Source organism: Jeotgalicoccus saudimassiliensis, assembly GCF_000756715.1.
GTDB classification, from domain to species: Bacteria; Bacillota; Bacilli; order Staphylococcales; family Salinicoccaceae; genus Jeotgalicoccus; species Jeotgalicoccus saudimassiliensis.
The window spans coordinates 546,929-573,658 of the sequence record NZ_CCSE01000001.1; the positions used below are offsets into that span (position 1 = coordinate 546,929).

The window sequence follows — 26,730 nt, forward strand, 5'->3', positions numbered from 1 at the left end:
AATGTCAGGTGTAGACAAAAGAGTCATAAACAATGTGCCAATCGTAAAAATATATACAGAGAAATTCAAAACAGTTGTCGTGAGCGTGTACTTCAGAGCACCGCTCACGGGTTCTGATGTCACGACACGCAGTCTGTTAAGCCGCATGATGGTGAAGCAGACGGATAAACTGACATCAAATGCGGTGCTGCTTGAGTATCTGGCAGAACATTACGGTGCGCATTTAACATCGAATGTCGTCAAAAAAGGCAGCGACCATATTGTGAAGTTCTCCATAGAATTTGTGAATGATAAATTCATTATGGAAGATATCGATATGCTTGGAGATATTACAGCGCTGTTAAAGGACGTACTGTACACACCGTTTAATTACGATGAGTCTGATGAAGCATTTTTCCAGCGTGAAAAACGACTGATGAAAAACCGTCTGAAGAGCATGAAAGACAATCACGCACAGCGTGCTTTCGAAATGCTGCTCGGTACGATGTTTGAAGATGAAGACTATAAATATTTATCATTTGGTGATCTGGATGCACTTGAAGCGCTGACACTCACTGACGTTAAAGATGCCCACAGCCGTATGATGCAGGACGATGATATGTCAGTTCTCGTTGCGGGTAAAGTGGAGGATAACGTATTTGACTACCTGTCGCAGCTCCATGAGCACGTTGAAGCGAAAATGTATCCATATAAAGGATATCCGATTCGTGAAACTGGTGACGTGAAGTACGAAACAGCCTACGAACGTATCGAGCAGGCAAAAGTAAATCTCGGGTTCCGTGTTCAGTATTCAACGCCGGGTGATATTATGGCGCTGAACGTCTTTAATCAGCTGTTTGGCGGCAGTGCGGCGTCACTGTTATTTACGAATATCCGCGAGAAAATGAGTCTGGCATATTCGATTCATTCTCAGGTCGACGTGAAAAACGGCTATATGTTTGTACTTGCCGGGGTCGACAACGAAAACGTACAGGTATTTGAAGATGCAGTGAAACGCGAACTGCAGCGTGTAATTGACGGCGACTTTGAAAAATCATTCGTCGAAGAAATTAAACGCAATATGCAGTCGAGCCGCAAAGAGTCGATGGACAAACCGCGCGGTCTCATTTCATTAAACTACAATACGCTGTTAAGAGAACAGTCGGTTAAAACTCCGGTCAGAAGCTGGACGGAGCAGCTTAATGCAATTACGAAAGACGACGTCATACAAATTGCAGAGAAAATTAAGCTCGATACAGTATTTACGCTGAAAGGCGGTATAGATAATGACAAATAAATTTACGACAATCCGCTATGATCACCTGGACGAAATTGTTCATAAGCAGGTGATGGATAACGGACTTGAGGTCTTTATCATCGATAAAAAAGGATACAATAAAAAGTTTGCAACGTACACGACGAAGTACGGTTCTGTGGACAATCATTTTAAGGCAAACGGTGAAGTTCACAACGTGCCGGACGGAATCGCACACTTTTTAGAGCATAAAATGTTCGATAAAGAATCGGGCGATGTGTTCAATAAGTTTTCTGAAATGGGTGCAAGTGCGAACGCATTTACATCGATCGACCGGACGAGCTATCTGTTCAGTACAACGGAAAACTTTTTTGAAAACCTGCAGCTGTTAATGGATATGGTGGAAATTCCATATTTCACACCTGAAAAAGTGGAGAAGGAAATCGGCATTATTAACGAAGAGATTAAAATGTACCAGGATAATCCGGGATACCGTCTGTACCATGAAACGCTGAGCGCAATGTATGAAAATTCACCGGTGGCAATTGATATTGCGGGAACGCTTGAATCGATTTCGGAAATTACGGCAGAGCATCTGTACTTATGCCACAAGACGTTTTATGCGCCGGACAATATGGTTATGATTCTTGCGGGAGATTTTAATATAGAAGACACTTTCAACTATATAGAAAATCACCAGAATTCACGTCCGTCAGCTGAATCGTCTGAAATCGAACGTTTTATTCCGGAAGAACCGTACGGTGTGAAAACACAAAAGACGGTTATGGAACTGGCGGTATCGACGCCGAAAGTAATGCTCGGCTTTAAAGCACTGCCTGACGACAGCGATAACGAAACGCGTGAGCGCCGCGATGCGGCAATGCTGTTTGCGCTGGATATGGTGTTCGGCGAACAGTCTCCGTATTATGAAACACTCGTTGAACGCGGAATTATCGATGATTCATTTAACTTTGCCTATCAGGAAGAGGAAATGGTCAGACACACATTGATGGCAGTTGAAACGGATGATTACGAAACATTTACATCCGAAATTGTCCGCATTATTGAAGAAGTAAAATCGACTGATTTCTTTACGGAGAAACGTCTGAAAAGCCAGAAACGCGAATTAATGGGAGACTATTTAACAAGTCTGAATTCACCGGAATATATCGCGAACCAGTATACTAAATATTATTTTGACGGCTACGATCTCTACAACGTGCCGCAGGTTGTCGACAGCATTACACTCGATGACGTTAAAAATTATTTCAACAGTTCCATCGATACAAAAAACATGGTCGAAGTGATCGTGAAATCTTATGAGTAACGTCGTTTTAGTCGGTGCAACAGGTGATATCGGCAAGAGCATTCACGAGTGCTTAAAAGATGAAAACCTCATCACATTTTCAAACCGCAATACACCTGAACTCGCCAGTACACATCATTATCTCGATCTGTCCCGTCCGTTTACAGAAAGTGAACTGGAAGCTGCATTTGCCGGTGTGGATTCAGTCGATACGCTGATTTTTACACCTGGTGAGGCACTGTTTGAACTGATTCAGGATACGACGCTCGAACAGGTCGACGGGCAGTACAACGTCAGTGTGAGAGCGCTGATTACCTTTATTAAAGTGATGCTGCCGAGATTACGCATGAGTGAACGGGCGAGCATTATCGTCATTTCAAGTGTCTGGGGGACGTACGGTGCGAGCATGGAAAGCATCTACAGTACGTTCAAAGGGGCCCAGGAAACACTCGTAAAATCACTTGCCAAGGAACTGGCACCGTCAAATATTACAGTTAATGCTGTAGCACCCGGTGTCGTCCGTGGTAAAATGACATTAAAGCTGACTGAAGAAGACATTGAAATGATGCTTGAAGATCTTCCGCAGGGCCGGTTAATCGAGCCGTCGGAAGTTGCATCTGCAGTGGAGTACTTAATATCTGATAATGCGAGGAGCATTACGGGAGAAGTATTAAAAATTAACGGGGGATGGTATACGTGAATACTGAAAAACCTAATTTTTATCCGGAGCGCAATGAAGAAGTTTATCTCGAGTATAAAAATCTGGACGACCGTCCGGGACTGCTCGGTGATATTTTAAGTCTGATGGGGAATATCGGTCTCAGCATTAAAACGATTAACGGTGTGGAAGTATCACAGCGTGCATTGCTGGTGCGGACTGATAATCTGTGGAAGCTCGAACGTTTTAAATGGATATGCGAGCATGTCGATGAAATTGAAGTCGGCAAAATGCGGACGCCGACAATTACGGACAGGCTGACGCTCCGTCATGGACGCTTCATTAAACGGGCGGAAGAAAATAAGAATATTTTCAGATTTACACGTGCCGAAATCAGTGTTGTTGTAGACTTTCTCGCAATACTGTTCGATATCGATGATACGTTCCTGATCGGTGTGCGCGGTATGCCGCGTGTCGGTAAAACAGAGTCTGTCGTTGCAGGCAGTGTTTCTGCCGGCGACAAATGGCTGTTTTTATCATCGACAATGCTGAAACAGACAGAGCGCACGAGCCTTCACAAGCAGGAATTTGATAAGGGCAACGTTTACATTATCGACGGTGCGGTGACATCGAAATCGACAAGCACCGACCATAAACGTCTCGTTAACCAGGTGATTAATTACGACGGCACGACAGTTGTCGAACACCCGGATTTATTAATCGACGATCCTTTCTTTAAATTGACGCAGGACGATTTTGATTACATTATCGAAATCCGCGAGCATGAAGATCAGGAAATTACTTATGAAAAACATAAGAAACGTCACTGGTTCGAAAGTGACAATATGGACTTTTTCTAATTGGAGATAACAAACTATGAAACTTGGGACATATTTACAAAATAAACGAGAAAAATCAGGTGTCACATTAAAAGAAATGGAACACGGTTCCGGTATTAAACGGAGCGTGATTCAGATTATTGAAGCGGGTGACCTGACGCTGCTGCCTGAACCGAGACATACGCGCTTTCTGATTAGAAAGTATGCGGACTTTCTGAACCTGGATGCCGAACAGTTACTTGAGCGCTTTGAAGATGAAATTCCGGATACTTCAGGAGGAAACCAGAAACGCAATCAGAAATCCAATCAGGATTTCCAGTATTTGAAAAAAGTACTGCTCGGTTTTATAACAATGATTGTCGTACTGTTTGCCGTCTGGCTTGTTCTGCTGCAAATTGGTTCCCAGGGTGATATTTTCGAAACGAAAAGAGTCTACGAAACCGATGAACGAGTTACAAAAAGCGTGGCGGACAACGAATCGGATGATGAAGCATCTAATGAGGATGAGGCAGCGGAAGAAGAACAGTCTGCTGAAGGTGAATCCGAAGAAAAAGCGGAAACCGAAGAAGAGGCTGCAGAAGAAGCACCAAAACAGCCGTCAGCTGAAGTGAATTTCGTTAACCGTGAAGGCAATACACTGAATTACAACATTACTGCACCAGAAGACCTGACGATTGAACTGTCTGGTGATGAAACTTCATGGGTCAGTATGACCGATGATCTTGACAACAGCTATCTTTACGAAGAGTCGGACGGCGGCAGTTTTGACATCGATCCGGACGCGAAGATAGTCAATCTCGCGCTCGGCAATTCCACAACATTTGATATTTCGGTAAACGGTACGGCAATCGACAACTCGCAGCGCGGGGATACCGTAACAGTTTATTATCAATTTAACATCACAAGGGAGTGACAATAAATGAACATACCTAACTGGCTGACAGTCTTCAGAGTAGTTTTAATACCGGTTTTTCTGGTTTTTGCACTCCTTGATTTCGGATTCGGCACCATGTCATTTTTAGGCGGTGAAGTCATCCGCGTTGAGCAGTTTATCGCTGCAGTAATTTTCGTTATCGCAGCACTGACTGATTTTCTGGACGGCTACCTTGCCCGTAAGTGGAACATGATTACGAACATGGGTAAATTCCTCGATCCTTTAGCTGATAAACTGCTCGTTGCAGCAGGGCTGATCGTGCTGGTCGAATGGCACACAATTTCAAGCTGGATTGCGGTTGTTATTATCGCAAGAGAGTTCGCAGTGACAGGTCTGCGTCTGTTACAAATAGAGCAGGGGTTCGTCTCTGCAGCGGGACAGCTCGGGAAAATTAAAACAGTTTTCCAGATGCTTGCACTTGTATTCCTATTATTCGGTGATATCTTTACGGCATATCTGCCAATTTCACCGGGGCAGTGGTTTATGTATATCGCAGTGTTCTTTACGATACTGTCGGCAATAGAATACTTCTATAAAGGCCGCGACGTGTTTAAAGCGGATAAGAAATAAAAAACTGCGGTGACTTCACTGCAGTTTTTATTGTTTTGGCGGTTAACTTTACGGTTATAGCAATACTGTCCGCAATTATTAAATTTATGTTTTTAAAAGCGAACATATATTCGCTTTTTTATTTTGTGCATGATATAATAATTTATGAGATTACGACTGGAGGTACATTATGGACGAGAGACATAAAGCGATAGATACAGTTATTAAAAACATGGAAAAGTCATTTGGTAAAGGTGCCGTTATGAAGCTTGGGGACGATGCGGGACGCAAAGTTAAAACCACTTCATCGGGATCAGTTACATTAGATAGAGCATTAGGGGTAGGCGGTTATCCGCAGGGCCGTATTATAGAAATCTATGGACCGGAATCATCAGGTAAAACGACAGTATCACTGCATGCCATTGCAGAAGTGCAAAAAAACGGCGGAATCTGTGCGTTCATCGATGCGGAGCACGCACTCGATCCCGAATACGCTAAAAAACTAGGTGTCGACATCGACAACCTTTATATTTCACAGCCGGATACAGGTGAGCAGGGACTTGAAATTACAGAAGCATTCGTACGAAGCGGCGCGGTTGATATGGTCGTTGTCGATTCGGTTGCAGCACTGACACCAAGAGCTGAAATCGAAGGTGAAATGGGAGACTCTCACATGGGTCTGCAGGCGCGTTTAATGTCACAGGCATTAAGAAAGCTGTCAGGTGCCATTTCGAAAAGTAATACGACAGCAATTTTCATTAACCAGGTCCGCGAGAAAATCGGTGTAATGTTCGGTAACCCGGAAACGACAACCGGCGGACGTGCGCTTAAATTCTACAGTTCGGTACGTCTTGAAGTCCGCCGTGCGGAAAGCTTAAAAATCGGTCAGGATATCGTAGGTAACCGTACGAAGATTAAAGTAGTTAAAAACAAAGTGGCACCGCCGTTTAAAGTTGCAGAAGTGGACATTATGTACGGGGAAGGTATTTCACACACAGGTGAAGTAATCGATTTAAGTGTTGAAGAAGACATCGTTGAGAAAAGCGGTGCGTGGTATTCCTACAATGGCGAACGTCTCGGCCAGGGTAAAGAAAATGCCAAGAAGACACTGAAAGAAAATCCGGAACTGTTTGCGGAAATCGAACGCAAATTACGTTCGTCACTCGGATTCGGCGAAGATATTCCTGAAGAAGAACAGGACGATGAAAACGACGAAGCGACGGGTTTATTTGATGAGGACGAATTAAAATAATAATAAAAGCCTGATTTAGTCGGGCAGCTGAATCAAGCACCGGTATTATAAATACTCGTGCTTGATTTTCTTTATGTTTATATTTAGAATTGAATTATATAATATTTAATTAATACTCATATTATATTTAACACACTTTAGAACCTTAGTTAGGGAGGTGTTTATTGTGGACTTAATAGACATTCTCTTAATCTTACTTGGTATTATTCTGGGTGTTGTTATCGGATATTTTATTGTCAATAACATATTGACTAACAAGCAGCGTCAGGCAAGGACTTCAGCTGAACATATTATAAATGAAGCGAAAAAGGAATCCGAAAACCTGAAGAAAGAAAAACTGCTCGAAGCGAAAGAAGAAAACCAAAATCTGAAAGAAGCATTCGATAAGGAAATGAATGCGGAACGCAACGACTTGAAAGCGTTTGAAAACAGATTATTGCAGCGTGAGACATCACTGGATCGTAAAAGTGAAACACTCGATAAGAAAGATGACATGCTGGAAAACAAAGAAGCTAAAATTGAAGAAAAACAGCAAATGGTAGATGCCAAGGATAACGAGATTAATGAAAAGATAAGTCAACAAGAAACAGAATTATCCCGCATCTCCGGATTGACGCGCGATGAAGCACGTCAGGAAATGTTCTCTCAGGTAGAACACGAACTGTCACACGATATGGCTGTAATGGTAAAAGAAAAGAAAGAAAAAGCGGCTCGGGAAGTAGACAAAGAAGCGCGTGAACTGCTCGCATTAACAGCGCAGCGATACGCAGCCGAATATACCAGTGAGTCTACAGTATCAGTAGTCTCACTGCCGAACGATGAAATGAAAGGCCGTATTATCGGCCGTGAAGGACGAAACATCCGAACGCTCGAAACACTGACAGGTGTCGACCTGATAATCGATGACACACCTGAAGCAGTAATTCTGTCAGGATTTGATCCAATCAGAAGACAAATTGCGAAGAGTGCACTGGAAGCATTAGTGCAGGACGGCCGAATTCACCCCGGACGCATTGAAGAAATGGTGGACAAGGCAAGACGCAATATGGAAACTGAAATCCGTGACGCAGGTGAAGCTGCAGCGTTTGAACTCGATATTCACAATCTTCATCCTGAGCTTGCAAAACACTTAGGTAAGATGAAATACCGCTTAAGTTACGGACAAAATGTGCTTAAGCACTCGATTGAAGTCGGTTACCTCGCAGGAATTCTTGCGAGTGAACTCGGCGAAAATGTCGCTTTAGCCCGCCGTGCAGGACTGCTGCATGACATCGGTAAAGCAATCGACCACGAAATTGAAGGCTCCCACGTAGAAATCGGAGTCGAACTCGCAACCCGTTATAAAGAACAGGATACGGTAATTAATGCGATTCAGTCACACCACGGTGATGTTGAGCCGACAAGTGTCATTTCAATTCTCGTAGCAGCAGCAGATGCACTCTCAGCAGCCCGTCCGGGCGCCCGTCGTGAAACGCTTGAAAACTACGTTAAACGACTTGAGAGACTCGAGCATATTGCAGAAAGCTACGATGGCGTAGAAAAAACATTTGCAATTCAGGCCGGACGCGAAATCCGAGTAATGGTAAGCCCTGAAGATATCGACGACTTAAAAGCACACCGTCTTGCAAGAGACATTAAGAAACGTGTAGAAGATGAACTGCAATATCCAGGACACATAAAAGTGACAGTTGTCCGCGAGATGAGGGCCATAGAATACGCAAAATAGAAAGATCAGAGACGGAAGTCTCTGATCTTTTTTTATTTGGTGTGGGTGTAGGGAAAACAGGGTTGTTGGCCCAACGAGCGGCCGACGACGGTCCAAAACAAGGCTGTTGGCCCAACGAGCGACCGACGACGGACCAAAACGAGCGGATTGACCCTACGAGCAGCCGACGACGGTCCAAAACGAGCGGATTGGCCCAACGAGCGACCGACGACGGTCCAAAATGAGCCGATTGACCCAACGAGCGACCGACGACGGTCCAAAACAGGGCTGTTGACCCAACGAGCAGTCGACGACGGACCAACCTAGAAAGACAAAACATGCTGCCTAAACTATACAATAACCAGACAAAACGGATGAATTAAAAATATACCTAATCTTTAATTATATAACCTGACAACCGATCCGGTATATAGTCTTGATGAATTTCTCACATACATAAAAAGGAAAAAATCAATAAACCTGTGTAAAAAGTAAACCAGTTTTGCTATTTTTGTTTAAAAGTAACTTTTTTAAAAGGAATACGCCATTTCCTCCTATATATAGGGTAAGAAGTATTTTTTATAAATGGGAGGCGATGAATTTGTTTATTAATAATCGTAAAATACCAGTTGAACTTTTATATTACAATGCGCTTTCAGCACGTACTGACTTAACCACGAGTGAAAGGTATCAAATGGAGTCAATTAGAAAGGGATATGAAGGTGAGTGTTTATACGATAAAATATTTGATGAAACCGGACATAAGAATTTATATATTTTTAGAGATGTTTATCTGAAAATAAAAAACACAACTGCGCAGTATGACAGTATTGTGATTTCTGATGATTGTGTGACTATAAACGAGATCAAAAATTTTCAGGGTGATTTCAGATTTTCAAAAGATATGTGGTATAAAGATGAACGACTGCTTGAAGATGATGCTTTTACTCAGTTAAGAAGGGCAAAAGGAAATTTGATGAAAATAAATAAAGACTCTGATGTGCAATTTGAAGTGAAAAACGCATTAATTTTTATTAATGACGACTTCAGATTATCAAGTGAAAATGATGATATTTGGGAGAAAACAATAGTACGCAGTCATTTAAGAAAATACCTCCGCAATCTAAATAATAGTTATCGTGGTGAAAAGGCGAAGGAAATTGCTAATGTTATTAATAAATACAGAGTTAGGAATACATTTTTTAATGAGAGACCGGATACTTCGAGACTTCGGTTGGGGTTTTATTGCGGTGAATGTAAGAGCTTTGATTTGTCAAAATACCGTTTCCACTTTAAGTGTAATAACTGTGAAACGATAGAAACTAAAGAAACACATTTTCTTCGTGCATTAAGTGACCATAAATTTTTATTTTACAATGAACCGGTAACAAAAAAATCTATCAGTCATCTAATAGACAACCAGCTGAGTAAAACAACATTGTTAAGATTTATGAATAAACATTGTAACCTGATAAAGAAAGGCTCGAGGTCGACTCATACTTTTAAATATTATGATTTTAACGATGCAGTAAAGACAATAACCGGTGGAAGATATAAAAATACAATTAGAAAACAGAGTGAATAAAGCGGGATGGAGTTTGTATGGTTCGATTGGCCCAACGAGCGGCCGACGACGGACCAAAACGAGCGGATTGATCCAACGAGCGGCCGACGATGGACCAAAACAGGGCTGTTGGCCCAACGAGTGACCGACGACGGTCCAAAACAGGGCTGTTGACCCAACGAGCGGCCGACGACGGCCCAAAACAGGGCTGTTGACCCAACGAGCGGCCGACGATGGTCCAAAACGAGCGGATTGATCCAACGAACAACCGACGACGGACCAAGGCACCGAAACAACAACCACCCCCCCAAACTCCCTCTAACCATCCACACGAAAATAATGTATAATTAGCACAATAGATAGGGTGATTTGATGAGGATTTTATTCATTGGAGATGTGGTCGGAAAAATTGGCCGACGCATGATCAAAAATTATTTACCGCAGCTTAAAAAGGAACATGGTGCACATTTTACTATTGTTAATGGTGAAAATGCGGCCCACGGTAAAGGGATAACTGAAAGTACTTATAAGGAAATTTTAAATGGCGGTGCGGATTTTATCACGCTGGGCAACCACGCGTTTGCGAAGCGTGAAGTGTATGAACTGCTTGAGAAAGATGTCAAAATGGTGCGTCCGGCGAACTTCCCGGAAGGAACACCGGGTGACGGCAGCCGCATCGTTAATATTAACGGCAAGAAACTGTTAATCGTTAACCTGCAGGCGCGGAGTTTCCTTGAGCCAATCGAGAATCCGTTTAAAGTAATCGATAAAATTCTGGAAGAGAATGAATACGATGCTGCATTTGTTGACTTCCACAGCGAGACGACGAGTGAGTCGATTGCGATGGGCTATCATCTGGACGGCCGTGTCAATGCGGTGGTCGGCACGCATACGCATGTGCAGACAAACGACGCGACCCGTCTGCCGAACGGGACAGTATATATTACCGATGTCGGCATGACCGGTTTTAAAGACGGCATTCTCGGAATCCGTAAAGACGAAGTCATCCGCAGATTTATTACGAATCTGCCAGAGCGCCATGTTGTACCGGATGAAGGTAAAGGCGTCATCAGCGGTGTCATTATCGATACCGACAGCAAAACGATTAAAAACTTTAAAATTGAAGAGTAGTACGAGAGCAAAAACGGATGTCACCAAAAATGGGGCGTCCGTTTTTACATTTAAAAATAAAATCAGCTAATCCGGACAAGTTTAGTGAAAATTATGTCACTTTTATGGCATAATATAATTAATTCGGATTTCGAAAGAATATCATCGAAGGGGATTTGTAACAATTTGGCAGACACGTCACAGATACAAAGGGTGGTTTCACAATGATTACAGTTTACCGTTATGCCATGAAATACAAATGGATGATTGTTATTGCTTTATTCTTTATGTTCGTCGAGTTAATCGTCGAGCTGATTCAGCCGCTGTTTATCCAGCAGGTGATCGACAACGGGATTATGGTTAACAGTATCGACAATGTCATACTGTACCTGTTCATCATGTTCGGGGTGTCTTTAATTGCGCTCATTGCAGGGATATTAAATACATATTTTACGAGCCACTTAACGAACATGTTCGGCTACGACCTCAGAATGGCGATTTTTACCCGTGTACAGCATTTTACGCTGGCGACGTTATCGCGCTTTTCAACGTCGAGTCTGATTACCCGCATGACGCAGGATGTGCTGCAGACTGAAATGCTGCTCTTTATGAGTTTACGCATACTGCTCCGTGCACCGCTGCTCGTTATCGGGTCGCTCGTCATGTCTTTCCTCGTCAACCCGACGCTCGGAATATATTTATCGCTGCTGACACCGGTTCTCGTAATATTTCTGTTTTTTGCATCGAAAAAGGGTGCGGAAATTTTCTTAAGAGTACAGCACTGGCTGGACAGAATTAACCGTTTTATTCAGCAGAATTTAGAAGCTGTCAGACTGATAAAAGCTAATGATACGGGAGATTACGAAACCGGGAAGTTTGCGAAAGTTGCAGCTAAACTGCGCGACGATACAGTATTTGCACTTCGTTTAATGGAATCTATACTTCCGGTTCTTCTTCTTATAATGAACGGCAGTCTGCTGCTCGTTCTGTGGGTGGCGTCAGATCTTCTGCAGGCGAATGAAGTCGCAGTCGGTGAAATTGTCGCAGTCATTAACTACGCTCTCCGTATGCAGGGCGGTTTTTCGATGTTTGCGTTTCTGATTATCGCGACGTCACGTGCGAAAGCTTCCAGTGACCGTATCAGTGAAATCCTTCATGCACCGGTTGCTGTTTTGGAAAAGGAAACGTTTGAATCAGCAGACAGTACCGGCACTGTTAAGTTTGAGAATGTGTCATTTAAATATCCGAATACGGGACGCTACGTACTGAAAGATGTTTCATTTGAAATTCACGATAATGAGAACTTCGTCATAATGGGTGGGACCGGTTCCGGTAAGAGTTCTTTAATCAGTCTCATACCGAATATGTACGATGCAACAGCCGGTAAAGTAATCGTTAACGGTAAAAATGTACAGGACTGGCATACAGGAGAGCTCAGACAGGCGATTGGTTACGTGCCGCAGCGTGCGATTCTTTTTACCGGCAGTATATACGAAAACCTGTTATGGGGGAATCTGCAGGCTGAAGAGGATGACGTATTCATGTCGTCAGAAAAAGCACAGATTCACGATAATATTATGAACTTTGATGATACTTATGAAACGCCGGTCGGACAGATGGGTGTCACATTATCCGGAGGTCAGAAACAGCGCCTGTCTATTGCACGTGCACTTGTGAGAAAGCCGTCCATTCTCATACTGGATGATTCGACATCGGCGCTCGATGTCAGAACGGAGAATAATCTGTGGGATGCGCTGGATGGGGAGAATGTTACGCGTATTGTCATTACGCAGAAGATTTCGACTGCTGAACAGGCAGATCGTGTACTGCTGCTTGACGATGGTGAGATTTCAGCACTCGGGACTCATGATGAGCTGCTGGCAACGTCACCGCTCTACAGAGAGATTTACGAATCGCAGAAAAAAGGGGGCCATCTCGATGAGTAACTTTTTTGCAAGGCCATTCGGGCATGAGCGCCTGATTACGCAGGCGGATATTAAAAAGGCGAGACGGACCAACAAAAACAAAGCGGAAAACATGGGAGCGACGCTAAAACGTATTTGGCAGTTTATGCGCGGAGAACGAAAGCGTCTGTACTTCATCATTGCGCTCGTTGTCGTTACGAGTCTTCTCAGCATTGTCGGCCCGTTTTTAGTCGGTCGTATCGTAGATGATTACTTTATCCCTCGTGAGTTTGACGGACTGTTACGCATACTGATGATTTTGCTCGCATCGTATATCATGCTGTCGGCAACGACATTTATTCAGGCGTATCTGATGGTCGGTCTGTCGCAGCGGACGATTTACAAATTGAGGCACCGCCTGTTTGAACATATGCAGGAGCTGCCGGTGACTTTTTACGATAAGCGTCAGCACGGTGAGTTAATGAGCCGGATGACGAATGATATAGAAACATTGTCACAGACGATGAACTCGTCATTCATTCAGTTTACGACGAGTATCGTCACGCTGGTCGGGACGTTTTCGGTCATGCTTTACTTAAGCCCGCTGTTAACATTCCTGACAGCACTCATTATTCCGATACTGATTGTCAGCGTCCGGTTCATTACAAACCGCACCGGGCCGCTGTATAAAATGCGTCAGCGCCGTACAGGTGAACTGAACGGCTACATTGAAGAGATCGTTTCAGGGCAGGAAATTGTTAAAGTGTTCTCGCAGGAAGAGCGTGCGGTGGATAATTTTGAAAGCCGTGCGAAAAACTTAAGAGAAGTGACGTTCTGGGCCAACCTGTACTCGGGGTTCATTCCTAAAATAATGAACATGCTGAACAACCTGTCATTTACGATAGTTGCAGGGGCAGGGGGGATTCTCGCACTGACGACAAACGGTGTTGTCACTGTCGGAATAATTGTCGTATTCGCGGAATACGCCCGCCAGTTTACGCGCCCGCTCGCTGATTTATCGAACCAGTTAAACCAGGTGCTCTCGGCAGTCGCAGGGGCAGAGCGCGTGTTCCACATTCTCGATACACCTGCCGAAAAAGATGACGGTAAAATTACTGATAAAACGATTCGCGGGCATATCGAATTTGAAAATGTGACGTTCTCGTACAGTAAACAGCAGCAGAAACCGACGATTAAAAATCTGTCATTCGACGTGAGTGCAGGCGAATCGGTCGCATTAATCGGTGCGACAGGTGCAGGGAAAACGACTGTCATGCAGCTGCTCGCCAGATTTTATGAGACGGACAAAGGACGCATTCTCGTCGACGGTGAAAACATTAAAGATTATACGAGAACGAATATCCGTTCACAGACAGCATTCGTGCTGCAGGACCCGTATCTGTTCGAAGCGACCATCCGCGAAAATATCCGTTACGGCAGAATGGATGCGACAGACGATGAAGTAATTGAAGCGGCGAAAGTGGCTAATGCCCACGACTTCATTATGACGCTCGAGCAGGGTTACGACACTGTGCTCGATCTGGATGAGGGCTTTATCTCACAGGGGCAGAAGCAGCTGATTTCAATTGCCCGTGCGTTAATTACAGACCCGGCAATACTGCTCCTTGATGAGGCGACGTCAAGTATCGACACGATTACCGAGTTGAAGATTCAGGAATCACTCGAACGTCTGATGAAAGGGCGGACGAGTATTATTATCGCCCACAGGCTGAATACCATTAAAGCGGTCGACCGTATATTCGTGCTCGGGCAGGGAGAAATGCTTGAAGCGGGAACAGAAGAGGAGCTGCTGAAACTGGAAGGCAAATACTACGATATGGTCAATCAGTAAATAGACCGGTTGCCGGAAATTTTACAAGCTGCACAAACTTGAGTTAAGATGGAATCAACTGAATAAAGCACACCACTGGAGGTGCCCTTATGGGCTGAGAAACACTCTTAATACCTGATCTGGATTATGCCAGCGTAGGGAAGTGGCATAGATTCGTTATGCACACTCCAGGACTAGAGTGTGCATTTTTGTACTTTGACAAGCGAATCAGGAGATTTACATTTAATAAATGGGAGCTTTCATATATAATGAATGATATATAACAACTAAAAGGTGGAACTTCTAAATGTATACAAAGGATGAAATAATAGAAGAGGCGAAAAAGCTTGGTAAAATGATGTCTGAAACTGAGCAGGTCGAGTTCTTTAAAAAAGCGGAAGAAAAAATTCATGAGAATCAGGAAATCCGTGAAAAAATGGCCAGCCTGAAAAGTCTTCAGCAGCAGGCAGTAAACTTCCAAAACTACGGTAAGGAACGTGCTTACAAAATGACGGAAGAAAAACTTGCTAAAATCGAACAGGAATTAGACGACATGCCGCTTGTAGACCAGTTCAAAGAATCACAGGCAGGCGTGAACGAGCTTCTTCAAATGGTTTCGCACGCAATCAGCTCAACTGTAACGAGCGAAATTATCGAATCAACAGGCGGAGATTTGATGCAGGGCGAAACAGGTGCTGCAATCCGCAACAAGCCGAACCGCGATCCGGATCAGTTTAAATAAGCCGCATATTAAATGGTGTTGAAATCTCTTGATATAAGAGCATTTCAGCACCATTTTTCTTTTTTATTTAATTGAACTCATACGGCCCCATAAACAAACAGCACAGCCAGACTAAAAAGGAGGAACTACAATTAATAAACTTACTAAAAATATGACCTACACCGCAGCTTTCGTCGCTTTAAACGTAATTTTAAGTACAGTCGTTACGATTCCCATCGGCATTATCAGGGCAGCACCGGTTCAGCATCTCATCAATGTGCTCGGTGCGGTTTTAACCGGGCCGTGGGTCATCGTGCAGGCGTTTATCTCGTCGACCATCAGAGTACTATTCGGTACGGGTACAGTGTTCGCGTACCCCGGCAGTATGATCGGCGCGCTCGCGGCCTGGCTCCTGTACAAATACACTAAAAAGCTGTCGCTCGCAGCCATGGGTGAAGTACTCGGCACCGGCGTCATCGGTGCCCTCAGCCTGTACCCGCTCATCATCGTTTTAGAACTCGATGAGAGCCTGTTCACGATTGTCGCAGCAGCATTTCTCGTATCGAGCTTTATCGGTGCGGGGCTCTCTTTTATCATCCTGAAACAATTGGAAAAACACGGGGTCTTACTGCGGATATAAGCATGCACGCGTGTTATAATAATACGACAAGATTAATTTAGGAAGTGTTAAAATGCGGGAACCAACACCGATGATGAAGCAGTATTTTTCAATTAAGGATAATCATCCGGACAGTCTGCTTTTATTCAGACTTGGAGATTTTTACGAGCTCTTTTACGACGATGCAGTCACTGCAGCGAAAGTGCTCGAAATTACATTAACTTCACGCGATAAAAGCAAGGATCCGATACCGATGTGCGGCGTGCCGTACCATTCTGCGCGTAACTATATAGCGAAACTGATCGACAATGGATATAAAGTAGCAATCTGTGAACAGATGGAAGATCCGACAGAGACAAAAGGCATGGTCAAAAGAGAAGTGGTCCGTGTCATAACGCCCGGAACATTAATTGATGACTTCGGCATGGATGACGGGGCGAGCAACTTCATTCTAGCAGTGCATGAGACGGATGAGAGAACAGAAGTCAGCTATGCGGATATTTCGACAGGTGAAATTTTTGCGTTTTCAACAAGTGACGAGACGGAACTGAAGAGTGAAATTGAAACGCTCGGTGCCCGTGAACTTGTCACGAACGCTGAAAGTGAACATATCATTCACCGGATTTATAATGACCCGCCGCTTTACACGGTTTTTGAAGCGGATGAGCCGGCGGATTACGACTATGAAGATGATATCGATGAGCATCGTGCAATCAATCTGCTGTTAAACTATATACGAAAGCAGAACATGCAGGAACTGAAGCATTTAAAAACGGTTGAAAAACACCGCATCAATACGTTTATGAAACTGAATTATGCAGCCATCTCGAACCTTGAACTGCTGGAAAATATTCAGACGAAAAAAGTGAAAGGTTCATTGTTCTGGTATTTAAACCGTACTGAAACACCGATGGGTAAACGCATGCTCAGAAAACTGATCGAGCGGCCGCTCGTCTCGAAGAAGGAAATTGAAAACCGCCAGAGTATCGTGACGACGCTAATCGACAACTTTACCGAGCGGGAGCAGCTGTCAAACATTTTAAACGATGTTTACGATATCGAACGGCTTGTCGGACGGCTTGCATTCAACAACGTTGACGTTAAAGATTTAGTGCAGCTCCGTGATTCTCTTTACGGTCTGCCTGAGTTAAAGACGGTACTCGAATCATTAAAACTGACAGACAACAAAACATTCAGCAACTTCGACAGTATGGAAGATGCGTATGAACGTCTCGAAGTACTGACGGATACTCCGCCGAAAACTATCCGTGAAGGAAAAATTTTCAAAGACGGAGTCAGCGAAGAGCTGGACAACTTAAGAGATATCAGCACGAACGCGCGTACATGGCTGAACAACTATCTTGAGACAGAAAAAGAACGTACAGGCATTAAAAATCTGAAGATCGGCTTTAACAAAGTATTCGGTTATTACCTTGAAATTTCCAAAGTACAGGCAATGAACTTCGATGCGGAAAAATTCGAGTATAACCGTAAGCAGACACTGACGAATGCCGAGCGTTTTATTACACCGGAGCTTAAAGAGATGGAAAGTCAAATACTGACTGCAGAAGATGACAGCATTAAGCTTGAATTCAACATGTTTACCGAACTCCGTACAGACATGATGGAATACATCACGCGTCTGCAGCGGACGGCGGAGCAGATTTCGACACTCGATACGCTGATTTCATTCGCGCTCGTGTCGAACGACTACCATCTGACAACGCCGGAATTCTCCTCAGACAAATCGATTAAACTCGTCGATGCGCGTCATCCGATCGTGGAACGCATGCTGAACGAAAACACGTATGTGCCAAACGACTTAACGATGTCGAAAGACAATTTTATATATCTGATTACAGGTCCGAATATGTCCGGTAAATCAACGTATATGCGTCAGGTGGCATTAATCATCATTATGGCCCAGATAGGCATGAGAGTACCTGCCGCGAGCGCGAAGGTCCCGATATTTGATGCGATCTATACACGTATCGGAGCGAGCGATGATTTATCGAGCGGTAAATCGACATTTATGATTGAGATGATGGAAGCCAATACAGCGCTGCAGCACGCGACGAAAGACTCGCTGTTAATATTCGATGAGATCGGCCGGGGAACGAGCACATACGACGGTATGGCGCTTGCACAGGCAATGCTCGTGTACATTCATGAAGAGATTGGCGCGAAAACGTTATTTTCAACGCACTACCATGAACTGACGAACCTGGAAGATGAACTGACCGGACTGCAGAACGTCCACGTTAAAGCGACGGAATACGACGGCAAACTCGTTTTCCTGCACAAAGTAAAACCGGGTGCAGTCGAGAAAAGTTACGGTATTCATGTGGCGAAACTGGCAGAACTGCCGGACCGTGTTACCGAACTGGCAGCCGAATATTTAAGCGGCTTTGAAAACCAGAAACACGACCGTGAACCACCACACCGTCAGGATGATATCTTCCAGCTGGAACTGCCGCTCGATGACAGCGAAACTGTTTCAAAAGACGATAAACAGCTCCTCGGGGAATTAACTGCACTTGACTTAAATAATATGACGCCGATGGAGGCGCTGAATACATTGCACGGATTAGTAAACAAAGCACGCGGGGAGGGATAATTTATGGGACAGATTCACGTGCTGCCCGCTCATATACAAAATAAAATCGCAGCTGGTGAAGTTGTCGAGCGTCCAAGTTCAATCGTCAAGGAGATTGTTGAAAACTCGCTCGACGCCGGCTCCACTGTCGTTGAAGTATTCATTAAAAACAGCGGCATGGAATCGATAAAAGTTGTCGACAACGGCCACGGTATCGATTATGAGGACCGTACACTGCTTTTTGAAAGACATGCGACGAGTAAAATTGATACAGCCTACGAGCTGTTTGAAATCCGTTCACTCGGTTTCCGCGGTGAGGCGCTTGCGAGTATCGGTGCAGTTTCAAAAGTAACGCTTGAGAGCATGCAGGGCGATTCAACACCGTTTAAAATTGTGTACAGCGGCGGGAAATACGATGAGGATACCGTCTGGCATGAACGCCGCGGGACGATTATTGAAATTGAAGATTTGTTCTTTAATACGCCTGCACGGTTAAAATATATTAAAAATCTGCGCACTGAAGCGGGAAAGATTATCGATATTATGCAGCGCATGGCGCTGAATTACCCGGAAGTCAGCTTCCGTCTCGTATTTGACGGCAAAGACCGCTTTAAAACTACGGGGAACGGCAACTTAAAAGAAGTCATTAATATTCTTTACGGCATCCAGGTATCAAGTAATACGCTGGAAGTTCACGCCGAAAGTCCGGACTATACGATTGACGGTTATATCGTAAGACCCGAAGTCACGCGGAGCAACCGCAACTACATTAACTTAAGCATCAACAACAGACACGTCCGGCACTTTAAATTATCACAGAGTATTATTAACGCATATCACACGCTGCAGCCGAAAGACAAATACCCGCTCGCATTTTTAAACATCAGGATGGATCCGAAACTGATCGATGTTAACGTGCATCCGTCAAAAGTCGAAGTGAAACTGTCGAAAGAGACGGAACTATTAAAGCTGATGGAAGCTGCAGTAAAAGAAGCACTGATGGAAACTGAACTGATTCCGGAAGTGGCGCACAGAAAACCGAAGCAGCAAAAACCGGAACAAAGCGCAATCGACTTTACAGAACGCCACGATAAAATAAGAGAGCATATCGATACGTATGAGCCGCCTGCACGTCAGCTGCCGAAACAGACGTTTACTGAACCTCGTAAAGAAACCGAAAAAGAGCAAATGACCCGCCGGCGTGTTACAGAAAAACCGGAAACAACGTATACAAGTCCGTTCAAACAGACTGAAAAAATACAGCCGCAGCCAAAACAGAAAGATACACCATCATTCGCCGGGCATGAACCGCTGCCTGAAAAAGAGAAGCTGCCTTACCTTGAAATAATCGGTCAGCTGCATGGTACGTATATTATTATGCAGAATGAAACAGGCATGTATTTAATGGACCAGCACGCTGCGCAGGAACGTATTAAGTACGAATATATTTACGCGAACATCATCAAAGAAGCTGACGGTATACCGCTCCTGATTCCGTATACGTTTGAGTTCAGTTTTGACGATGTGATTACAATCGATGAGAAACTGGCTGAACTGCAGTCGCTCGGTTTTGATATCGAAAAAAGCGGCATTAAGCAGTATACGGTATCCCGTTATCCGTCATGGATTAAAGCGGATAATCCGGAAGAAGATATTAACGATTTAATCGATTTTATCTCACAGACAGATAATTTTGATGTGAAGAAATACCGCGAGGAAATGTCGATTATGATGAGCTGCAAGCAGTCCATTAAAGCGAATCACTACCTCGATAAAAACCAGATGGCGGCACTGCTTGAAGAACTCGGTAAGTGTTACTCACCGTATACGTGCCCGCACGGCCGGCCGGTAATTATTCACATGACAACGTACGAAATTGAAAGATTGTTCAACCGTATTATGAAGTAGGGGGTTCTGAATTGAAGATTTTAAACCGTACGATGAAAAATAAAGACAGGAGTATTTCAGTGACGCATTACGTTCCGGAGCGTCCGAAAGCAAGTATTCAAATACTGCACGGCATGGCGGAGCATAAGGACAGATATAAGGAATTTTTAATGTATCTGGCGTTAAATGATATTCACTGCGTCATTCATAACCACAGGGGCCACGGCTGTGATGAAAAAAAGAGCAGTCTCGGCCATTTCAATTCGTTTGATGAGCTGCTGGACGATGCGAGAATTGTCAGTACATCAATGCCAAAAGATGTGCCGCGTATCGGCCTTGGCCATTCCATGGGGTCTATTTTACTCAGAAGACTCTTGACAGAAGATATTTACGATGCGGGGATTATCGTCGGCACCGGCAGTAAAGTCAAACTGTCCGATACTGTTGCCAACGTATTAATTCAGCCGCTGTCGAAACTGATCCCCAGTACGAAATCCAGGCTGATTAACAAATTGTCGTTTCTCGGGTATGACGGGAACTTTAAAGGTACAGTGAAAAACCGCTGGCTGTCAGCAGATGAGCATCACGTCCTTCAGTATAATACAGATCCGCATGCCGGTCAGAAAATGAGCGTCAGGGCGCTTGCTGAAATATTGAAAAATATCCGTACGGTGGATACTTCAAAAACATTAAAGAAATACAAAAATATCCCTTACTTATTAATTGGCGGAATGGACGATCCGTTTTCTCATTTCGGCAGGGATTATGAAATGTTAAACTGGCGTCTGCAGCGTCACTTTGACAATGTTCAGCTGGAACTGGTACCGAACGCACGCCATGAAGTACTGTTTGAGGAAAACAGGGGTGCAGTGTATTCTAATATCGTAAAATGGGTGAAACAAAATGTTGAAAAGTAAATTACTAATATTAGTCGGTCCGACAGCAATCGGCAAAACAGCTCTATCGATCGATATCGCAAAAAAATTTAATGCTGAAATTATAAGCGGCGACTCCATGCAGGTGTACAGAGGAATGGATATTGGGACCGGAAAAATTACACAGGACGAAATGGACGGTGTGCCGCATCATATGATCGATATTTTGAATCCGGATGAGACTTTTTCAGTTTCAGATTTCCAGCAGCAGGTGGAACATCTCGTTAAAGATATCGAATCGAGAGGCAATATCCCGATGATTGCCGGCGGTACCGGCCATTACATTAAAGCGCTGATTGACGGTTATGAATTTAACGATGAAAACAGGGATGATATCGACCGTCTGACCGGGGAATTTGAATCGTGGACAGACGAAGCGCTGTTTAGCGAACTGACCAGACTTCAGCCGGATAATGAAATACATCCGAATAACCGCAAGAGGATTATCCGTCAGCTTGTGAAGCAAAACCTTGATACAACAGAAAAGAAAGCGTATACACAAAAGCCGAAATATGATACATTCTTAATAGGTCTCACAGCAGACAGAAGTGTGATATACGACCGGATTAACAAACGGGTGGCTGAAATGTTTAAAACAGGGCTTGTGGAAGAGGTAACCGGACTGCAGAATGACGGGCTGTCTAAAACAGCCGGACAGGCAATCGGCTATAAGGAGTTCCTGCCGTATTTTAAAGGGGAAGCAGAATTATCTGACGTGATGGAGCGCATTCAGGCTCATTCTCGGCAGTATGCGAAGCGGCAGCTGACATTTTTCCGTAACCAGCTCGATGTAAATTGGTATGATATCGCACATTCAAACACAGATATAATCTTTGAAGATATATATCAATTCTTACAAACAAAAGGGGAGAATTAAATGAATTTGCAAGATTCGTTTCTAGGGGAGTACAAAGAATCAGGACAGGAAATCACGGTATTTTTAATGAATGGTTTCCAGTTACAGGGGAAGATCAGCGACTTTGACAAGTATGTCGTTGAATTGGATTCAGAGGGGAAAGTTCAAATCATATATAAGCACGCAATCAGTACATTTATTCGTGCATAAGAAAAACATCCGGACAGTTTGTCCGGATGTTTTATTATCCTGCGAGATATTTTTTAACATCTTCTTCGATATCAAGCGGTGATTTTTGCGGGGGATAGCGTTTAACCACCTTGCCCTCACGAGTCACGAGAAATTTAGTAAAGTTCCATTTTATTGAATTGGTAATTAAACCGGATTTGCCTTCAGTTAAGTATTTAAATAAAGGATGAATGTGTTCACCTTTAACATCTGTCTTTTCCATCACTTTATATGATACACCGTGCTGACTGCTGTATGCATCACGTGCTTCTGTTGCAGAACATGGTTCCTGGTTCATAAAGTTATTTGACGGGAATGCCAGTATTTCAAGGCCGATATCATTATACTTTTTATATAACTTTTCAAGCTCATTGAGCTGACTGTTAAAGCCGCACTCACTCGCTGTATTAACAATCAGTACTACTTTTCCTTCCAGTTCATTCATTTGAAAATGGTCGCCGTCTGCATCCTGTGCCGAGAGATCATAGAATGTGTGTTTCATCCATGGTCCTCCTTTCCTGTTCACTTCGCATATTTTTCGTTATTATAATATAGCCTTATTAATATTGTTGAAACATGATATTGTAATATTAAACAAAGAAACTGGAGGTGTCTGTCATGGAAATGACACATACCGGAATAATACTTGCGACGAATACTGTACAAAACAAAGATGTTGAGTCGGAAGCCAGAGAGCTGAAAGAGCTCAGCGAGTCGATTGGTATAGAGATCATCGGCACACACATTCAGAACCGCACGATGATAGACAGAAAGAGCTATGTGGGAAGCGGATTTCTGGAAGAGGTCAAAATGCAGTATGAAGATATCGATTATGCAATCGTCAACGATGAAATACTGGCAAGTCAGAACCGCAAAATAGAAAACATACTGGATACGAGTGTTATCGACCGTACACAGGTGATTCTCGATATATTCAGCCTGCGTGCGCAGTCAAAAGCAGGTAAGCTGCAGGTGGAGCTGGCGCAGCTGGAATATTTAGTGCCGCGCTTAAAAGGACAGGGCATTAATCTGTCGAGACTGGGGGCCGGAATCGGGACGAGAGGTCCGGGTGAGACGAAGCTTGAAACAGACCGCCGTCATATTAATTCCCGTATCAGTGATATTAAAAAACAGCTGGCAGTCGTTGAAGAGCACCGTTTAAGATACCGCGATAAGCGCCGTTCAAATCAGGTGACAAAGGTGTCTCTGATCGGTTATACGAACGCCGGCAAGTCGACGCTGTTTAACAAACTGACGAATGCGGAGACGATGCAGGAAGACAAGCTGTTTGCGACACTGGACCCGTTAACGCGTGAAATGGTCCTGCCGTCAGGATTTCAGTGTATAATATCGGATACGGTCGGTTTTATCCAGAAACTGCCGACAACTTTAATCGAAAGCTTTAAATCAACGCTTGAAGAAGCGGCGGACAGTGATTTTATCATTCATGTCATTGACAATAACGCACCGGATATTGTGAGTCAGTACGATACAGTGCTGGATTTAATTGATTCACTGGATATGAAGGATATTCCACAGCTGATTCTGTTTAATAAGACAGATTTAAATGATAAGAAAAGACTGCTGCCGATGAAGCCGCATAAGTTTGTAAATATGAATATGCCGGCACAGGATATTTTAATGGATATCGAAAACTTTATGACGAAGACATTCGATGCGTATAATACGTCGATACCATTAGCGCGCCAGGATAAGCTTTACAGATTAAAAAGACAGACAATCGTTAAAGACGTGGAGCTTGATGAAGCGTCGGTTAACGTCAGCGGGTACGAACCTGCGGGTAATTTTGTAGAACGCATAGTAAAGAAGGATGACGACAGTGAATAACGAAGAAAAAATCTTAAACATTATGAACGGTGCTGAAGAAGCACTTCAGCCGTATTTTAAAAAAAATAAGGATACTGCCTATAAAAACTTTAAAAAAGTAATGGCAGCATTTACCGAACACTCTGTAACGGAAAGTGACTTCAGCGGTACGACAGGATACGGTTATGACGATGTCGGCCGTGACAAGCTCGAAGAAATATACAGAGATGTATTCAAAGCAGAAGATGCGCTTGTCCGTACACAGATTATTTCAGGGACACATGCTATCAGTCTTGTACTGCTGAGCCTGCTGAAACATGGAGATGAGCTCCTTTACATTACTGGACAGCCGTATGACACGCTTGAGAAAGTAATCGGCAACAGTGCTGCTGATGTCGGAAGCCTGCTTGAGATGGGTGTGACGTTTAATACAGTGGACCTTAAAGATGATCAGTTTGATACAGAAGCTGTCTTAAACAGTATCAGCGGCAAAACGAAAATTGTCGGTATTCAGCGGTCACGCGGCTATTCATCACGTAAATCGATGAATATTGATGAAATAGAAGAAGTTATAAAAACAATTAAAGACAAACATCCGGAAATCATTGTCTTCGTGGACAACTGTTACGGTGAATTTGCTGAGACGAGAGAACCGCTTGAAGCGGGGGCGGATATTATGGCCGGTTCGTTAATTAAAAACCCGGGCGGCGGAATTGCGAAGATGGGCGGTTACGTTGCAGGGAAAGAAGAACTCGTGGAACGTGTGAGCTATCGTCTTACAGTGCCGGGAGTCGGTAAAGAGATGGGGGCGAGCCTGAACGCTCTGACTGATATGTATCAGGGCTTCTTTATGGCGCCGCATACTGTAATGGAGTCGATTAACGGTGCTTTAATGATGAGCTATGTGTTTGAACAGCTGAACATGAAGCCGTCACCGAGGTATACTGAGCCCCGTACGGATTTAATCCAGAGTGTATCATTCAACAACGAAGAAGAAATGATTACATTTACGCAGATGATCCAGAAAGCAAGCCCGGTGAATGCGAGATTTATGCCGATTCCCGATTTAATTCCGGGATATCAGAATCCTGTAATTATGGCAGCAGGAACATTTGTGCAGGGCGCATCACTTGAACTGTCGGCAGACGGACCGGTCAGAGCGCCGTTTACAGTTTATGCACAGGGCGGACTGCATATTGAGCATGTAAAATATGCGCTGGAAATGTCTTTGACGGAACTGGCTGAGAAGAATATGATAGAACTATAATGAATTGTGATGGATAGGTGTCGCTATTGGATAGTGACACTTATTTAAATTAAGCGTATAATTAACTTCGAAATTATAAATTGGAGCTTACCTAATGAAAAATGTCTTTGCTTTACTAAAAGAAAACTTTGAGAACCTTCATTTAATATGGAAGTTAAGTCTCTATAATATAAAAGCGCAGTATGCAAACCATTATCTGGGGATACTGTGGGCGATACTGATGCCTGCAGCGCAGGTCGGAGTCTTCTATGTGATTTTCGGACTCGGCCTAAGGGGGGACCGGGGCGATGTGCAGAACGTACCCTTCCTGGTTTACCTGATAACGGGTATTTTTGCCTTCAGCTTTATTTCAGGCTGTATAAATGCCGCGTCGAATGCGATCAGCAGCCAGATCGGGCTCGTGACTAAAATGAAGTTCCCGTCGAGTGTATTGTTATCTATGTCGATGGCGAATAATGTTATTACTTTTATGATTATGTCTGTTATCGTTCTCGTCATCAGTCTTGTTAACGGCTACTCGGAACCGCTGCATTACCTGGTCTGGTTTTACTTTATGTTTGCGACCATTATTTTTACATACAGCATCGGTTTAATCATGTCGTCAGTTAATATACTCATCAGAGACTTTAAAAATATTCAGGCTAACGTCATGAGAATGTTTTTCTTCATTACACCGATTTTCTGGGAACCGGCAGGACGTCCGCCGTTAATGGAAACGATTATGGCGTTTAACCCGCTGGCTTATCTCTTAATGACCTTCAGATATGCTCTGATATTTGACGGTCCGGCTTTTTACGGTGATGTTTCCGACCATATCTTCTTCTGGTCGATTACGCTCTTCCTGTTCTTTATAGGAGTACAGGTGCATTACCGCTATAAAGACAGACTGGTGGATTACCTATAAAGGT

23 protein-coding genes and 1 riboswitch are annotated in these 26,730 nt (G+C 43.7%); of the genes, 22 read left to right on the forward strand and 1 reads right to left on the reverse strand.

All coding sequences use genetic code 11. The features are described 5' to 3' along the window. The first annotated feature begins 1 nt into the window (after position 1). The 19 genes from yfmF to hfq all read left to right on the forward strand — a co-directional run bounded on the left by yfmF (position 2) and on the right by hfq (position 22,710). A complete protein-coding gene (yfmF, locus tag RZ44_RS02680) occupies positions 2–1,276 on the forward strand; it encodes an EF-P 5-aminopentanol modification-associated protein YfmF (protein WP_035808183.1) in 1,275 nt (424 codons plus the stop codon). Beyond that, the gene (gene yfmH, locus RZ44_RS02685; protein ID WP_035808187.1) at positions 1,266–2,561 is read left to right on the forward strand and encodes an EF-P 5-aminopentanol modification-associated protein YfmH; all 1,296 of its coding nucleotides are present in this window, start codon (positions 1,266–1,268) and stop codon (positions 2,559–2,561) included. Before yfmF ends, yfmH begins: the two co-directional genes overlap by 11 nt. Then, the gene (locus RZ44_RS02690; RefSeq protein ID WP_035808188.1) at positions 2,554–3,240 is read left to right on the forward strand and encodes an SDR family NAD(P)-dependent oxidoreductase; all 687 of its coding nucleotides are present in this window, start codon (positions 2,554–2,556) and stop codon (positions 3,238–3,240) included. The genes yfmH and RZ44_RS02690 overlap by 8 nt, the downstream gene beginning before the upstream one ends. Continuing rightward, positions 3,237–4,058, forward strand: coding sequence for a DUF3388 domain-containing protein (locus RZ44_RS02695; protein ID WP_035808190.1), 822 nt, complete (start codon positions 3,237–3,239; stop codon positions 4,056–4,058). Before RZ44_RS02690 ends, RZ44_RS02695 begins: the two co-directional genes overlap by 4 nt. A gap of 16 nt (positions 4,059–4,074) precedes the next feature. Continuing rightward, the gene (locus RZ44_RS02700) at positions 4,075–4,950 is read left to right on the forward strand and encodes a helix-turn-helix domain-containing protein (protein WP_035808192.1); all 876 of its coding nucleotides are present in this window, start codon (positions 4,075–4,077) and stop codon (positions 4,948–4,950) included. A 6-nt stretch (positions 4,951–4,956) separates the two neighbouring features. Next, a complete protein-coding gene (pgsA, locus tag RZ44_RS02705) occupies positions 4,957–5,541 on the forward strand; it encodes a CDP-diacylglycerol--glycerol-3-phosphate 3-phosphatidyltransferase (RefSeq protein WP_035808195.1) in 585 nt (194 codons plus the stop codon). 169 nt (positions 5,542–5,710) lie between these two features. Then, on the forward strand, positions 5,711–6,772 hold the full coding sequence (gene recA / locus RZ44_RS02710) for a recombinase RecA (RefSeq protein WP_035808198.1): 1,062 nt from the start codon (positions 5,711–5,713) through the stop codon (positions 6,770–6,772). 166 nt (positions 6,773–6,938) lie between these two features. After that, positions 6,939–8,498 (forward strand): ribonuclease Y, encoded by a 1,560-nt coding sequence (rny, locus tag RZ44_RS02715; protein ID WP_035808201.1) that lies wholly within the window; start codon positions 6,939–6,941, stop codon positions 8,496–8,498. Between the two features lie 580 nt (positions 8,499–9,078). Next, complete coding sequence (locus RZ44_RS02720) at positions 9,079–10,062, forward strand: nuclease-related domain-containing protein (protein WP_035808203.1); 984 nt, start codon at positions 9,079–9,081, stop codon at positions 10,060–10,062. A gap of 351 nt (positions 10,063–10,413) precedes the next feature. Then, positions 10,414–11,172: a TIGR00282 family metallophosphoesterase gene (locus RZ44_RS02725; RefSeq protein ID WP_035808205.1), complete on the forward strand. Its 759-nt coding sequence runs from the start codon at positions 10,414–10,416 to the stop codon at positions 11,170–11,172. A gap of 203 nt (positions 11,173–11,375) precedes the next feature. Beyond that, on the forward strand, positions 11,376–13,097 hold the full coding sequence (locus RZ44_RS02730) for an ABC transporter ATP-binding protein (RefSeq protein WP_035808207.1): 1,722 nt from the start codon (positions 11,376–11,378) through the stop codon (positions 13,095–13,097). Continuing rightward, a complete protein-coding gene (locus RZ44_RS02735; protein ID WP_035808209.1) occupies positions 13,090–14,907 on the forward strand; it encodes an ABC transporter ATP-binding protein in 1,818 nt (605 codons plus the stop codon). The genes RZ44_RS02730 and RZ44_RS02735 overlap by 8 nt, the downstream gene beginning before the upstream one ends. 67 nt (positions 14,908–14,974) lie before the next feature. Beyond that, positions 14,975–15,065, forward strand: a riboswitch (TPP riboswitch). A gap of 128 nt (positions 15,066–15,193) precedes the next feature. Next, positions 15,194–15,628, forward strand: a complete 435-nt coding sequence (locus RZ44_RS02740; RefSeq protein ID WP_035808212.1) for a YlbF/YmcA family competence regulator — start codon at positions 15,194–15,196, stop codon at positions 15,626–15,628. Positions 15,629–15,779: 151 nt separating this feature from the next. After that, positions 15,780–16,247, forward strand: coding sequence for an energy coupling factor transporter S component ThiW (thiW, locus tag RZ44_RS02745; protein WP_035808214.1), 468 nt, complete (start codon positions 15,780–15,782; stop codon positions 16,245–16,247). Positions 16,248–16,299: 52 nt separating this feature from the next. After that, a complete protein-coding gene (gene mutS, locus RZ44_RS02750; RefSeq protein ID WP_035808217.1) occupies positions 16,300–18,843 on the forward strand; it encodes a DNA mismatch repair protein MutS in 2,544 nt (847 codons plus the stop codon). 3 nt (positions 18,844–18,846) lie between these two features. Then, positions 18,847–20,730: a DNA mismatch repair endonuclease MutL gene (gene mutL, locus RZ44_RS02755; protein WP_035808220.1), complete on the forward strand. Its 1,884-nt coding sequence runs from the start codon at positions 18,847–18,849 to the stop codon at positions 20,728–20,730. Positions 20,731–20,741: 11 nt separating this feature from the next. After that, positions 20,742–21,626 (forward strand): alpha/beta fold hydrolase, encoded by an 885-nt coding sequence (locus tag RZ44_RS02760; protein ID WP_035808222.1) that lies wholly within the window; start codon positions 20,742–20,744, stop codon positions 21,624–21,626. Further along, positions 21,613–22,521 carry a tRNA (adenosine(37)-N6)-dimethylallyltransferase MiaA gene (gene miaA / locus RZ44_RS02765; protein WP_035808224.1) on the forward strand — a complete coding sequence of 303 codons (909 nt, stop codon included), beginning with the start codon at positions 21,613–21,615 and terminating at the stop codon, positions 22,519–22,521. The genes RZ44_RS02760 and miaA overlap by 14 nt, the downstream gene beginning before the upstream one ends. Next, positions 22,522–22,710 carry an RNA chaperone Hfq gene (gene hfq / locus RZ44_RS02770; RefSeq protein WP_035808226.1) on the forward strand — a complete coding sequence of 63 codons (189 nt, stop codon included), beginning with the start codon at positions 22,522–22,524 and terminating at the stop codon, positions 22,708–22,710. Between the two features lie 34 nt (positions 22,711–22,744). Here hfq and RZ44_RS02775 read toward each other — a convergent pair whose 3' ends face one another. Then, the gene (locus RZ44_RS02775; protein ID WP_035808228.1) at positions 22,745–23,230 is read right to left on the reverse strand and encodes a glutathione peroxidase; all 486 of its coding nucleotides are present in this window, start codon (positions 23,228–23,230) and stop codon (positions 22,745–22,747) included. Positions 23,231–23,346: 116 nt separating this feature from the next. Here RZ44_RS02775 and hflX point away from each other — a divergent pair, with 116 nt between their 5' ends. The 3 genes from hflX (at position 23,347) to RZ44_RS02790 (ending at position 26,726) form a co-directional block, all read left to right on the forward strand. Beyond that, positions 23,347–24,576: a GTPase HflX gene (gene hflX / locus RZ44_RS02780; RefSeq protein WP_035808229.1), complete on the forward strand. Its 1,230-nt coding sequence runs from the start codon at positions 23,347–23,349 to the stop codon at positions 24,574–24,576. Next, a complete protein-coding gene (locus RZ44_RS02785) occupies positions 24,560–25,822 on the forward strand; it encodes a methionine gamma-lyase family protein (protein ID WP_035808232.1) in 1,263 nt (420 codons plus the stop codon). The genes hflX and RZ44_RS02785 overlap by 17 nt, the downstream gene beginning before the upstream one ends. Before the next feature lie 94 nt (positions 25,823–25,916). Continuing rightward, the gene (locus tag RZ44_RS02790) at positions 25,917–26,726 is read left to right on the forward strand and encodes an ABC transporter permease (protein ID WP_035808234.1); all 810 of its coding nucleotides are present in this window, start codon (positions 25,917–25,919) and stop codon (positions 26,724–26,726) included. The last annotated feature ends 4 nt before the right edge of the window (positions 26,727–26,730 follow it).